This is a genomic window from Streptomyces sp. RKAG293, from assembly GCF_023701745.1.
GTDB lineage: Bacteria > Actinomycetota > Actinomycetes > Streptomycetales > Streptomycetaceae > Actinacidiphila.
The window spans coordinates 1,641,410-1,654,394 of sequence record NZ_JAJOZB010000001.1; the positions used below are offsets into that span (position 1 = coordinate 1,641,410).

Here is a 12,985-nt window from a genome sequence, read left to right on the forward strand (position 1 = left end):
ACGGCCTAGGCCGGCCCGGCGCACAGAACCGTGGAGCGCGGGGAACCCGAAAGGCCGGGTTCCCCGCGCTCCACGCGTGTTCAACCCTCGTTGTCAGCAGGTGGGTTGGGGCGATTATGGAGCTACTTCTTGACGCCGAGGAAACGCGGTTGTAAACATCACCCCACCGGGAGAGCGCTCTCTCGGCGTTTCCGGCTCCATCACGGACCCCCACCCGTTCAGGAGATGCCATGTCAGGCGATCGTTCCTTGCTGGTGCGCCATCGGTTGAGCCGCGACAAGCGCCGACCGTTTCTGCTCATCGCCCTGCTGACCGCGTTACTGGCGGGCCTGCTCTTCGTCGTGACGCAGCCGCCGGCCCACGCGGCGGGCGCGCTGCTCTCGCAGGGGAAGCCGGCGACGGCGTCCTCCGCCGAGAACGCCGCAACCCCCGCCGGCGCCGCCGTCGACGGCAACACCGGCACCCGCTGGTCCAGCGCGTTCGGCGACCCGCAGTGGATCCAGGTCGACCTCGGGGCCACCGCCTCGGTCAGCCGGATCGGGCTGACCTGGGAGGCGGCGTACGCCAGCGGCTTCCAGATCCAGGTCTCCGACACCGGAACCGGCAACTGGACCACCGTGTATTCCACCACCACCGGAACCGGCGGCACCCAGACCCTCGACGTCAACGGCACCGGCCGCTACGTCCGGATGAACGGCACCGCCCGGGCCACCGCCTACGGCTACTCCCTGTGGGAGTTCCAGGTCTACGGCGTCCTCACCCCCGGCGGCTGCGGCTCCGCCAACGCCGCGCTGAACCGTCCGGCGACCGCGTCGTCCACGGAGAACGCCGCGAGTGCGGCGAGCGCCGCGTTCGACGGCAACACCGGCACCCGCTGGTCCAGCGCGTTCAGCGACCCGCAGTGGATCCAGGTCGACCTCGGCGCGGCGCAGCAGATCTGCCAGGTCGTCCTGCAGTGGGAGGCGGCGTACGCGAGCGGCTTCCAGATCCAGGTCTCCGACACCGGAACCGGCAACTGGACCACCGTGTACTCCACCACCACCGGAACCGGCGGCACCCAGACCCTCGACGTCAACGGCACCGGCCGCTACGTCCGGATGAACGGCACCGCCCGGGCCACCGCCTACGGCTACTCGCTGTGGGAGTTCCAGGTGCACTCCGGCTCCCCGGGCACCCCGCCCACCACTCCCCCGACGGACCCCGGTTCGTTCTGGGGCGACACCAGCACCATTCCGCCCGCGCAGAACGTCGTCATGCTGAAGATCCTCAACCGGACGAACGGCAAGTACCCGGACAGCCAGGTCTACTGGAGCTACAACGGGCAGGTCCACTCGATCGCCGACCAGCCGTACTTCGACATGCCCGTCAACTCCGCCGGGCGGATGTACTTCTACGTCGGCACGCCGAACGGCCAGTACTTCGACTTCATCGAGTTCACCGTCGGCGCGAACGTCTTCAACGGCAACACCACACGGGTCGACGCGTTCGGTCTGAAGCTCGCGATGCGGCTGCACACCCGCGACGGGTACGACGTGTCCGTCGGTGAGGACCAGGCCACCTTCGCCGAGGACCGGTCGGTCACCTTCCAGAAGTTCATCAACGAGGTGCCGGCGCAGTTCAAGGTGCTGGCGCAGTCCCAGGCCCCGTACCGGATCATCGCGCCGGGCAGCGACCCGACGTTCCGGGCCGGCGGGGTGAACGCGAACTACTACACCGCCTACGCGAACTCGGTCGGTGTCAACGCTCCCACGTCCGACGTCTTCGGCTGCGCTGGGACCCTGGCCGAGAGCCCGGGGATGTGCTCGGCGCTCAACCGGCATGTCGCCACGCTGCCGCAGTCGCAGTGGTCGGATCCCAGCCTGTACTACCAGGCGGGCCCGGCGAACTACTACGCGAAGTTCTGGCACGACCACGGCATCAGCAAGCTGGCGTACGGCTTCCCGTACGACGACTACGCCGGCCAGTCCTCGTTCGTCTCCCACGCGAACCCGCAGTACCTGTTGGTCGCGGTGGGCTGGTAGGCACGCGCCTCGTCCGGGTGCGGTGATCACCGCACCCGGACGCGGCGGGACGGCTCACCGCACGTGACGGCTCACAGTCCTTCCCCGGCGGCCAGCGCCCGCACGGTGGACACCGTGTCCGCCTCGGCCGCGGTCTTGTCGTCGCGGTAGCGCAGCACGCGCGCGAAGCGCAGGGCGAGGCCCGCCGGGTAGCGGGGGCTGCGCTGCAGGCCGTCGAAGGCGACCTCGACGACCAGTTCCGGCCGGACGTGCACGACGTACCGGTCACGGGTCTCCTCCCGCTCCAGCAGTTCGGCGGTCTGCCAGGTCAGCAGTTCGTCGGTGAGCCCCTTGAAGGTCTTGCCGAGCATCACCCAGGGGGCGGGATCGGATTCCTCGCCGCGTGCCGCGAGATGCAGATTGCTCAGCCACCCCTGGCGTCTGCCGTGACCCCATTCGGCGGCCGTCACCACGAGGTCCAGGGTGTGCCGCGGTTTGACCTTGATCCAGCCGGCGCCGCGGCGGCCCGCCGCGTACGGTGCGGCCGGGTCCTTTGCCACCACGCCTTCGTGGCCGCGGTCCAGCGCCTCGCGGAAGAAGCGCGCGGCGTCGTCGGCGTCCGCGGTGACGGTGCGCGGCACGCGCAGTTCCGCCGGCACCACGTCGTCGAGCTCCGCCCAGCGGCGTTCCGCGGGCAGATCGAGCAGATCGGCGCCGTCGCGGTGCAGCAGGTCGAAGAAGAAGACGCTCAGCGGCACCTCCGCCCGCAGCTGTTCCGGGTCCTGCCGGGAGGCGGTGCGGGCGGCGGTCACCTGGAACGGGCGGGGCCGGCCGTCCGGGCCGAGGGTGATGGCCTCGCCGTCGAGCACGGCCGTCCGTACGGGCAGTGACCGTGCGGCTTCGACCACTTCCGGTACGCGGGAGGTGATGTCGTCCAGGCTCCGGGTGAACACGGAGACGTCGTCCCCGTTCCGGTGCACCTGGACCCGGATCCCGTCGAGTTTCCACTCCAGCGCGGCGGGGCTCACCCGCTCCAGGGCGGCGGCGACGTCCGGGGCCGCGGCGGCGAGCATCGGCCGCACCGGGCGCCCGACCTCCAGCCCGAAGGCGCGCAGCGCCTCCTTCCCGCCCGACATCGCGGCCGCCGCGACGGCGCGGGCGGAGCCGCGGAACATCAGCGCCCGGCGGACGTCCGCCGCCGGCACACCCGCCGCCTTGGCGACGGCGTCCGCCACCACCGCGTCCAGTGCCCCCTGCCGCAGCTCGCCCACCAGCACCGCGCTCAGGAACGTCTGCTCCTGCGCGGTGGCCCTGGCGAACAGCTCCTCGAGCAGCCGGCGCCGTTCACCCTGCGAGCCGGATCCGTGCACGGCGGCGAGCGCGGCCAGTACGTCCTGGGTCTCCCGCACACCGAGCTCCGGTTCACCGGCGGGCGGCGGCAGATCGCGCAGGCCTGCGGGGCCGACCCCGATCCGCATCCGCCGGGACTCACCGGACAGCAGGGCCACGGCCGCGGGCAGCTCGTCGGGCCCCAGGCTCCTGAGGTATCCGGCCAGCAGGGCGATCTTCGCGTTGCGGGCCGGCTCGGCGCCGACGGCCTGGGAGGTGACGGCCAGTTCGTGAAGCAGCATGGGCGGGGGACTCCAGGGCTGGGGCGGTGAAGGCTGCGCGTGGCCCATACGTACCCGCTTTCCCGTTCCGTCTCCCGGGGCGAAGCGGCCCGGCGCGGGACCGGCCCCGCCCCGATCCCGCCCAGACCTCACTCCGATCCCGCCCGCTACCGGTTCAGCGCACCCCGCGCGGCCGGAACTGCACGCTGATCCGTGGTCCGACCGGCCGTGCCGTCTTGGGGATCGCGTGCTCCCAGGAGCGCTGGCAGCTGCCGCCCATGACGATGAGGTCGCCGTGTCCGAGCGGCATGCGCACGGCGGCCGGGCCACCGGAGCGCGGCCGCAGCACCAGGTTCCGCGGCGCCCCCAGGGAGACGATCGCGACCATGGTGTCCTCGGTGCCGCCGCGGCCGATGGTGTCGCCGTGCCAGGCGACACCATCGCGTCCGTCGCGGTAGAAGCAGAGCCCGGCCGTGGTGAACGGCTCGCCGAGCTCGGTGGCGTAGTGCCGGCTCAGCGCCGAGCGGGCCGCGTCGAGCGCCGGGTGCGGCAGGGCGTCGCGGTCGCCGAAGAACGACAGCAGCCGCGGCACCTCCACCGTCCGCTCGTACATGACCCGCTGCTCTGCGCGCCACTCGACGTCCCGCGCCAGCGCCTCGAAGAGCGCGTCCGCCCCGACGAGCCACTGCGGCAGCACGTCGATCCAGGCTCCGAGCCCGATGTCGGTACGGCGCAGCCCGTCGAGCGGGCGCGGTGCGATCTCGTCCTCCTGGTCGAAGAGCGAGTTCTGCAGATGTACGGCCATGGGACCAGCCTATACGTATTCGTACATCTGTGCGATTAGCGTGGGGACGGAGACCTCACCGACCGCTCACCACCCGCTGGGCACCGCCCGTGGGAGACCGGTCAGACGACGCCCTGGGAGAGCATCGCGGAGGCCACGCGCTCGAAGCCGGCGATGTTGGCGCCGGTGACGTAGTCGCCCGGGGCACCGAAGCGCTCGGCGGTGTCGTAGCAGGTGTCGTGGATGCCGCGCATGATGGTCGCGAGCTCCTCCGCCGTGCGCTCGAAGGACCATGACTCACGGCTGGAGTTCTGCCGCATCTCCAGCGCGCTGGTGGCGACGCCGCCCGCGTTGGCCGCCTTGCCGGGCCCGAAGGCGACTCCGGCGGCTTGCAGCAGCTTGACCGCGTCCGGGGCGGTGGGCATGTTGGCGCCCTCCGAGACGGCCTTCACACCGTTGCGGACGAGAACGGCGGCGGCGTCCGCGTCGAGCTCGTTCTGGGTCGCCGACGGCAGGGCGACGTCGGCGGGCACGTCCCACACCCGGCCGCCGGCCACATACCGGGCCGAGGCGCCGCGCCGCTCCGCGTAGTCGCTGACCCGGCCGCGCTCGACCTCCTTGATCCGCTGCAGCAGTTCGAGGTCGATGCCCTTCTCGTCGACGACATAGCCGCCGGAGTCGGAGCAGGTCAGAACGTTGGCGCCGAGAGACTGGGCCTTCTCGATGGTGTAGATCGCGACATTGCCCGATCCGGAGACCGTGACCTGCTGGCCGTCGAAGTCCTCGCCGCGCTTCTTCAGCATCTCGGCGGTGAACAGGACGTTGCCGTAGCCGGTGGCCTGTGTACGCGCCTGGGAACCGCCCCACTCCAGGCCCTTGCCGGTCAGGACGCCCGCCTCCCAGCGGTTGGTGATGCGCTTGTACTGGCCGAAGAGATAGCCGATCTCCCGGCCGCCGACGCCGATGTCGCCCGCCGGGACGTCCGTGTGCTCGCCCAGGTGGCGGTGGAGTTCGGTCATGAACGACTGACAGAAGCGCATCACTTCGGAGTCCGACCGGCCGTGCGGGTCGAAGTCGCTGCCGCCCTTGCCGCCACCGATGTTCAGCCCGGTGAGGGCGTTCTTGAAGATCTGCTCGAAGCCGAGGAACTTCACGATGCCCAGGTTCACCGAGGGGTGGAAGCGCAGACCGCCCTTGAAAGGACCCAGCGCGCTGTTGAACTCCACCCGGAATCCCCGGTTGACGTGGATCTCGCCCGAGTCGTCCTGCCACGGGACCCGGAACATCAGCTGGCGCTCCGGTTCACAGATCCGCTCGACCAGCTTCGCCTCGGCGAACTCGGGACGCGCCGCGAGCAGCGGCGCGAGGGTCTCCAGCACCTCCTGTGTCGCCTGGTGGAACTCGGGCTCGCCCGGGTTCCGCTCTATCAGCTGGGCACGGAAGGAAGGCTTCATGTCGAGTCCATTCAGGAGCGGCTGCCGGACGGGAAACACTGTGCGCTGTTCTACGGGCGCGGCGGGCCCGGCGTTCACGGCGGCCCCGCCGGATCCGTAGCGGTCGATGTTCACACCGGGCCCCTGACGTCCACAAGTACCGCAGAACAAATCAGGGGTTACCTCCTGGTAAGTGTGGAGGGGGCATCGACGACGGCCGCTCGAGAGCGCGTCGAGCGGGCCGGAACCCGCCATGGCGGCGCCGCACCGGATGCGTCCCCCATCCCGCGGCCACCGCCCCCTACCGCCGGGTAGCACCGCGGCGAATACTGGCTGCCATGACGACGGTGGCCCACTGGGGCGGAACCAGCCGCTTCGCGGACCTGGGCGGGCGCGTCCACTGGGTCGACTTCGGGGGGCCGCCGGGCGCGCCGCGGGTCGTCCTGGTGCACGGGCTCGGCGGGTCGCACCTCAACTGGTGCCTGCTCGCGCCGCTGCTGACGCCCCGGCTGCGGGTGACGGCCGTGGATCTGGCCGGATTCGGGCTGACGGAGCCGGCGGGCCGGGGCACGGCGGTGCGGGACAACGTCGCGCTGCTCGACCGCTTCCTGCGGGAGGTCATCGGGGAGCCGGCGCTGCTGGTGGGCAACTCGATGGGCGGCATGATCTCGATCCTGCAGGCGGCGGCCCGTCCGGGGACGGCCACCGGACTCGTCCTGGTGGACCCCGCCCTGCCGCTGCCGTTCGGGGCCGGTCCCGATCCGCTGATCCTGTCGGCGTTCCTGCTCTACGCCGTGCCGGGCGTGGGCGAACGGCTGCTCGCGCGGTCGCGGACCGGGAGCACGGCCCGGCAGCAGGTACGGCGGCTGCTCGCGCTCGTGTGCGCCGACCCGTCGGCGGTTCCCGAGGAGCTGGTCAGCGCCTCGGTCGAGCTGGCGGAGCGGCGTGCGGCGGTGCCGGGGCTCGACGCGGCCTTCCTGGCCGCCGCGCGCTCACTGGTGCTGGTGAACGCGCGGCGGAACACGTACTGGTCCGCGATGCGGTCGCTGCGGATGCCGGTCCTCCTCATGAGCGGGGAGCGGGACCGGCTGGTGCCGGTGCGGTCGGCCCGCGCGGCGGCCGCGCGCAATCCCGGCTGGCGCTTCGAGACGTTCCCCGGTGTCGGCCATGTGCCGCAGCTGGAGATACCGGACGTCGTCGCCGCGCGGATGCTGGACTGGCTGGACGACGTAGGGCTCACCACGGGCTAGGCCTGGAGCGGCTGTTCGCTCCAGATGACCTTGCCCTCGGCGGTGTAGCGGGTGCCCCAGCGTTCGGCGAACTGGGCGACGAGGAAGAGTCCCCGGCCGCCTTCGTCCATCGTGGCGGCGTAGCGCAGGTGCGGTGAGGTGTCGCTGGTGTCGGACACCTCGCAGATCAGCGTGCGGTCGAGCAGCAGCCGGACCTTGATCGGCTCCGCGCCGTAGCGGATGGCGTTGGTGACGAGCTCGCTGAGGATCAGCTCGGTCACGAAGGCCGTCTCGTCCAGTCCCCAGCTCGCCAGCTTCCGGCTGACCTCGGCACGGACCTCGGACACGGCCGCGGGGTCGGAGGGTACGTCCCACTCCGCCATCCGGTCGGCCGGCAGGACGTTGGTGCGGGCGACGAGCAGGGCGATGTCGTCCGTCGGGTGGGCGGGGAGCAGGGCCTCGAGAACCGCCTCACAGGTCTCCTCCGGGGTCCGGTCGGCGTCCTTGAGAGCACTGCGCAGCCGTTCGAGGCCGTCGTCGATGTCCCGCTCACGGTCCTCGACGAGCCCGTCGGTGTAGAGCACCAGCCGGCTGCCCTCGGGCAGCCGCAGCTCCACCGTCGCGAACGGCAGACCGCCGACGCCGAGGGGCGGGCCGGCGGGCAGCTCGGGGAATTCCACCGTCCCGTCCGGGTGGACCAGCGCGGGCGGCGGATGGCCCGCCCTGGCCATGGTGCACAGCCGTGTGACCGGGTCGTAGATCGCGTACAGGCAGGTCGCTCCCGTGACGTCGTCGCCGGAGCCCGCGGCCGTCTGGTCCTGGTCGATCCGGCCGACCAGCTCGTCGAGGTGCCCCAGCACCTCGTCCGGCGGCAGATCCAGCGTGGAGAAGTTGTGGACCGCGGTACGCAGCCGCCCCATGGTGGCCGCGGCGTGCAGACCGTGGCCGACGACATCGCCCACCACCAGCGCGACCCGGGCTCCCGGCAGGGGAATGACGTCGAACCAGTCCCCGCCGACGCCGGCCTGCGCGGGCAGATAGCGGTAGGCGGCCTCGACGGCGTTCTGCTCGGGCAGGCCGTGCGGCAGCAGGCTGTGCTGCAGGGTGACGGCCATCGCGTGCTCGCGCGTGTAGCGCCGGGCGTTGTCGATGCACACCGCCGCACGGGTGACCAGTTCCTCGGCGAAGGAGAGATCGTCCTCGTCGAAGCGCTCCGCCCGCTCGGAGCGCCAGAACTTGGCGATGCCCAGCAGCACGCCCCGGGCCAGCAGCGGGACCCTGACGACCGAGTGGACGCCGTACTCGAGCATCGCGTCGGCGCGCTCGGGATCCTGCACCTTCCAGTCGGTGGACGACGCGAGGTCGGGGTCGAAGACGCCCTGCCCGGTGTCGAGGCTCCAGGCCTGCGGAGTGGAGGGGATGATGGTGATCGGCTCGCCCACCGGATAGAGCGGGGCATCGTCCCTGATGGCGCTGACGGCCACCCGCTGCATCTGGGTGCCGGAGGTCCCCGAGGGCTCCTCGCCGCGCAGCACGGGCACCGCGAGGTCGACGGAGACGAAGTCGGCGAACCGCGGGACGGCCACCCGGGCGAGTTCCTGCGCGGTCTGCACGACGTCCAGGGTGGTGCCGATGGCGACACTGGCCTCGTAGAGCAGTCTCAGGCGTCTGCGGCCCGCCTCGGCCTTGTCCGACAGCGCCTGCAGCTCCGTGGAGTCACGGAGGGTCGCGACCCTGCCGGGGGGCCCGCCGTTACGGTCCGTGGGCCGGACGTTCACCACGAGCAACCGGTCGCCGGCCGGCAGGACCTCGTCGCTCACCGCCTGTTCCGAGGCCAGCAGCTGCACGGCCCGGCTGCTGAGCCCGAGGCCCGCCACGGAGCGCCCCTCGGCGTCCGGCGGCAGTCCGAGGAGCCGGCGCGCCTCGTCGTTGGCGAGCAGCAGTCTGCCGTCCCCGCCGACGATGACCACGCCCTCCCGGACCGCGTGCAGCACCGCGTCGTGGTGCTCGTACATCCGGGTCATCTCGCTCGGCCCCAGACCGTGGGTCTGCCGCAGCAGCCGTTTGCTGGTGAGTGCCGCCCCGACCGTGGCAAGGGCGAGCGCGACGGCCGCGGCGCCGAGGATGAGCGGCAGCTGGCCGTTGACGACCCCGCTGACCTTGGTGATCGTGATCCCGGCGGAGACCAGTCCGACCACCGTGCCGTCGGTGTCCCGGACCGGAACCACGGCCTGGACGAGTGGCCCGATGGTGCCGATGATCCGCTCGGTGATCACCTGGCCCTGCAGGGCCGGCTCGAAGTTGCCGACGAACTTCTTGCCGATGCGGTCCGGCTTGGGGTGTGTGTAGCGGATGCCGTCGGTGTTCAGCACGACGATGAAGTCCACCCCGGAGCTGATCCGGGCGGCCTCTGCCCTCGGCTGGAGGATCGCGGTCGGGTTCGGGGACCGCAGCGCCGCCACGATTCCCGGGGAGTTCGCGAAGGTCTGGGCGACGGCGACCGACCGGTTGCGGGCCTCCTGCGTACTGTCGTGCTCCGACTCCAGGACGAGCGCCAGCACCGCCGCGAGCACCAACAGGAGCACCACGACCACCTGCAGCGCGAAGACCTGGCCGGCGACGCTGCGTATCCCCCTGATCCACCTGCGTCGGCCGGCCGGCTGGGCGCCCGAGGATCGGACCGTCAACCGGGCCATGGCCTATGTGTACCCCGGTTGACCCCGGTAAGCGAGTGGTCGGAGTGCACGAGCCCGGCGCTCAGCCGGGCGGAGGGGGAACATCGCGCGTGTCCGACGCTCGCGGCGACGCCTCGGAAGCCGTCTCGCCCGCCTCTGCGGGCACGAGCGGGACAGCGCCGCCACCCTGGAGACGCTCCAGGTCGGAGGGGCGTACCTGAATGACCAGCAGGGCGATCAGCGCACCGACGACGGCGAAGACCGCCGCGGCGACGAATGCCGTCGAGATGCCCGAGGTCAGCACCTGGTCGCCCCAGGGCGACGGGAGCTGCCCGGTCCTGCGGAACTCCAGCTGCTGGGCCGGGGTCGCCTGCGCCAGGAACCGGGGGACCTGGTCGGTGGCCTCGTTGCGACTGGCCGTGCCGAAGACGGTGACCAGGACGGACAGCCCGAGCGACCCGCCCACCTGCTGGGTGGCGTTGAGGATCCCGGAGGCCGCGCCCGTCTCTCTCGCCTCGACGCCGGATACCGCCATCAGCGTCAGTGACACGAACTGCAGTCCCATGCCGGTGCCGAAGACCAGGATGGGGCCGAGGATGCTGCCCAGATACGTGCTGTCGACATCGGTCATCGTCAGCCAGCCGAGTCCCACCGCGGCCAGCACCGCCCCCACCACCATGAAGGGCTTGGGTCCCCACTTGGGCAGCAGCTGCGAGGTGAACCCCGCGGCCACCGCGATGATCGCGCTCACCGGCAGGAAGGCGAGGCCGGCCCGCAGCGGGCTGAATCCCAGGATGTTCTGCACGAAGAGGGTCAGGAAGAAGAACATCCCGAAAATCGCCGCGGACAGACTCAGCATCATTCCGTAGACGCCGGCGCGATTGCGGTCGCGGAACATCCACAGTGGGGTGATGGGCTGCCTCGACCGGCGCTCGATGCTGATGAACAGGTACAGGAACACCACGGCCGCCGCGAAGGCCGCGATGGTGACGCTGTCGCTCCAGCCGTCCTTGGAGGCCCGGATGAATCCGTAGACGAGCAGCACCATGCCCAGCGTGGACGTGAGCGCGCCGACGATGTCGAAGTGGCCGGCGTGGCGCTCGGACTCCCGGATGAAGCGGGGGGTCGCGAGCACGATCAGCAGCCCGATGGGCACGTTCACGAAGAAGACCCAGCGCCAGTCGAGCCATTCCACGAGCAGTCCGCCCGCGAGCAGCCCGATCGCGCTGCCGCCCGCCGAGACGGCGGCGAACACACCGAACGCCCTGTTCCGCTCGGGTCCTTCGCGGAAGGTCGTGGTGATGAGCGCGAGGGCGGTGGGAGAGGCGATGGCGCCGCCGACGCCCTGCAGCGAGCGGGCCGCGAGCAACTGCCAGGATTCCTGGGAGAGTCCGCCGAGCAGCGAGGCGAGCACGAAGAGCAGCACACCGAAGATGAAGACCCGGCGACGGCCGAGGATGTCGCCCAGCCGCCCGCCGAGCAGCAGCAGTCCGCCGAAGGTCAGCGTGTAGGCGTTGATGACCCAGGACAGGTTCTCGGTCGAGAAGCCGAGCGAGGTCTGGATGTGCGGCAGGGCGATGTTCACGATGGTGATGTCGAGGACCACCATCAGCTGGCACGAACAGATGACGAGGAGTGCGATACCGCTGCCGCGGCCCCGCTCCGGGGATGCGGCAGACTCCGGGGATGCTGTCTGAGAGTCCGTCATGAGAGTGCCTGCGGGAATGCGTGCGCCTCAGGTCAGAAGTGAACCGATTCGGTCACTCCTTCGAGGCTAAGCCTGCCCGCACGGCCCCGCCAATCGATCACCGGGGCCGCGACGGAGCGCGTGTCAGGTCAGCGCGAGCAGTTCGTCGAAGCCCGCGCGGACCCCGTCCGCGAGCACCTGGATGTCGGGTACGCCGTCGAAGTCGGCGTTGATGCCGAAGGTGATCTGGCCGAGGTAGGAGAAGATCCCGACGCTGATCCGCATGGTGCTGGCGATCGGCACGTACGGGTAGATCTCGGCCAGCCGCCGGCCCAGCATGTACAGCGGCACCCGCGGGCCCGGCACGTTGGTGGTGACGGTCTGCAGGAACTGCTGCGGGAAGCGCATGGCGGTGCGCGAGCCCAGCGCGAGCAGGGTGGGCGCCGCGAAGTTCGCCATACCGGTGATCGCGTCGGCGCCCGCCGCCTGGCGGCTGCTCTTGAGGTCGTCCATCTGCTCGCGCACCGCGGCGAGCCGCGCCTGCGGATCCGGCTCGCTGACCGGCAGGTTCAGCAGGACGGCGCTCACCCGGTTGTCCAGCTTGTTGCGCTGGTCCCGCGAGCGTACGGAGACCGGCACCATCGTGCGGACCACCATGCCCTCGGACAGCTCACCGCGGCTCTCCAGCAGATCGCGGAAGCCGCGGGTGATCGCGGCGAGGATGACGTCGTTGACCGTTCCGCCGGTCACCTTGCGGATCTCCTTGGTCTCCGTCAGGTCCGCCTTCGCCCACACCCAGCGGCGGTGCGGGCCGAGGGAGCCGTTGAGGGAGCCGGCCGCGCGGGTGGTGAGCCGGCGGGCGGTGTCCGGCAGGCTGCCGGCCAGGGCGCGGCCGATGCCGAGCAGTTCGGAGCCGCTGCGCAGCCGCCGGGCGAGGGCGGGCACGGCGGCCAGATGTCCCAGCGGGGTCAGCACCGCGTCGCGCACGCCGTCGGCGACGAGGTCGAACGTGGACGGGTTCGGCTCCGGTGTCCAGGGCCGGGGTTCGGACAGTTCGCTGTCCTTACGCCAGTCCAGCACCAGCTGCATCATGTCGGTACCGGCTATGCCGTCGATCATGCAGTGGTGCACCTTGGAGATGAGCGCCCAGCGGCCGCCCTCCAGCCCTTCCACGAGCCACATCTCCCACAGCGGCTTCGTGAGGTCCAGGCGCTGGGCGAAGAGCCGTCCGGCGAGGTTGCGCAGCTGGTCGTCGCCGCCCGGTGCGGGCACCGCGGTGTGGCGTACGTGGTACAGGATCTGGAAGTGCTCGTCGTCGACCCAGACGGGACGGCCCAGATGCAGCGGCAGGCTCTTGACCCGCTGCCGGTACCGGGGCACGTCGGGGAGCTTGGACACCAGAAGTCTGATGACATCGCCGTACGACGGCACCGGCCCCTCGAACACCAGGACCGATCCCACGTGCATCGGCACGTTCTCGTCCTCGATGAAGTAGAAGCCCGCATCCAAGGCGCTCATCCGGTCCACGGACGCAACCGTAGAGGGGAGCACCGGCCGCGTCCAGGGC

Annotated in this window: 8 protein-coding genes; 2 read left to right on the forward strand and 6 right to left on the reverse strand. The window is 71.1% G+C overall.

All coding sequences use genetic code 11. The features are described from left to right. The first annotated feature begins 230 nt into the window (after positions 1–230). Positions 231–2,021 carry a discoidin domain-containing protein gene (locus LNW72_RS07155; RefSeq protein ID WP_250974623.1) on the forward strand — a complete coding sequence of 597 codons (1,791 nt, stop codon included), beginning with the start codon at positions 231–233 and terminating at the stop codon, positions 2,019–2,021. A gap of 71 nt (positions 2,022–2,092) precedes the next feature. Here the strand turns inward: LNW72_RS07155 and LNW72_RS07160 are convergent, their stop codons facing one another. The 3 genes from LNW72_RS07160 to gdhA form a co-directional block, all read right to left on the reverse strand. After that, positions 2,093–3,631, reverse strand: a complete 1,539-nt coding sequence (locus LNW72_RS07160) for an ATP-dependent DNA ligase (RefSeq protein WP_250974624.1) — start codon at positions 3,629–3,631, stop codon at positions 2,093–2,095. A 154-nt stretch (positions 3,632–3,785) separates the two neighbouring features. Continuing rightward, a complete protein-coding gene (locus LNW72_RS07165) occupies positions 3,786–4,415 on the reverse strand; it encodes an alpha-ketoglutarate-dependent dioxygenase AlkB (RefSeq protein WP_250974625.1) in 630 nt (209 codons plus the stop codon). A 101-nt stretch (positions 4,416–4,516) separates the two neighbouring features. Further along, a complete protein-coding gene (gene gdhA, locus LNW72_RS07170; protein WP_250974626.1) occupies positions 4,517–5,848 on the reverse strand; it encodes an NADP-specific glutamate dehydrogenase in 1,332 nt (443 codons plus the stop codon). Positions 5,849–6,165: 317 nt separating this feature from the next. Between gdhA and LNW72_RS07175 the strand changes: the two genes are divergently transcribed. Continuing rightward, a complete protein-coding gene (locus LNW72_RS07175) occupies positions 6,166–7,077 on the forward strand; it encodes an alpha/beta fold hydrolase (RefSeq protein ID WP_250974627.1) in 912 nt (303 codons plus the stop codon). Here the strand turns inward: LNW72_RS07175 and LNW72_RS07180 are convergent. The 3 genes from LNW72_RS07180 to LNW72_RS07190 all read right to left on the reverse strand — a co-directional run bounded on the left by LNW72_RS07180 (position 7,074) and on the right by LNW72_RS07190 (position 12,936). Next, positions 7,074–9,752: a SpoIIE family protein phosphatase/ATP-binding protein gene (locus tag LNW72_RS07180; RefSeq protein WP_250974628.1), complete on the reverse strand. Its 2,679-nt coding sequence runs from the start codon at positions 9,750–9,752 to the stop codon at positions 7,074–7,076. The two genes, LNW72_RS07175 and LNW72_RS07180, sit on opposite strands and share 4 nt — an antisense overlap. Positions 9,753–9,813: 61 nt before the next feature. After that, positions 9,814–11,439 carry an MFS transporter gene (locus tag LNW72_RS07185; protein ID WP_250974629.1) on the reverse strand — a complete coding sequence of 542 codons (1,626 nt, stop codon included), beginning with the start codon at positions 11,437–11,439 and terminating at the stop codon, positions 9,814–9,816. 123 nt (positions 11,440–11,562) lie between these two features. After that, on the reverse strand, positions 11,563–12,936 hold the full coding sequence (locus LNW72_RS07190) for a wax ester/triacylglycerol synthase family O-acyltransferase (RefSeq protein WP_250980044.1): 1,374 nt from the start codon (positions 12,934–12,936) through the stop codon (positions 11,563–11,565). Positions 12,937–12,985 lie beyond the last annotated feature (49 nt).

What these genes read in the sequence shown, in the direction of transcription:
- LNW72_RS07165 (WP_250974625.1), bottom strand. Translation starts at nt 4,415, where the DNA reads ATGGCCGTACATCTGCAGAACTCGCTCTTCGACCAGGAGGACGAGATC.
- LNW72_RS07175 (WP_250974627.1), top strand. Translation starts at nt 6,166, where the DNA reads ATGACGACGGTGGCCCACTGGGGCGGAACCAGCCGCTTCGCGGACCTG.
- LNW72_RS07180 (WP_250974628.1), bottom strand. Translation starts at nt 9,752, where the DNA reads ATGGCCCGGTTGACGGTCCGATCCTCGGGCGCCCAGCCGGCCGGCCGA.
- gdhA (WP_250974626.1), bottom strand. Translation starts at nt 5,848, where the DNA reads ATGAAGCCTTCCTTCCGTGCCCAGCTGATAGAGCGGAACCCGGGCGAG.
- LNW72_RS07190 (WP_250980044.1), bottom strand. Translation starts at nt 12,936, where the DNA reads ATGAGCGCCTTGGATGCGGGCTTCTACTTCATCGAGGACGAGAACGTG.
- LNW72_RS07185 (WP_250974629.1), bottom strand. Translation starts at nt 11,439, where the DNA reads ATGACGGACTCTCAGACAGCATCCCCGGAGTCTGCCGCATCCCCGGAG.
- LNW72_RS07160 (WP_250974624.1), bottom strand. Translation starts at nt 3,631, where the DNA reads ATGCTGCTTCACGAACTGGCCGTCACCTCCCAGGCCGTCGGCGCCGAG.
- LNW72_RS07155 (WP_250974623.1), top strand. Translation starts at nt 231, where the DNA reads ATGTCAGGCGATCGTTCCTTGCTGGTGCGCCATCGGTTGAGCCGCGAC.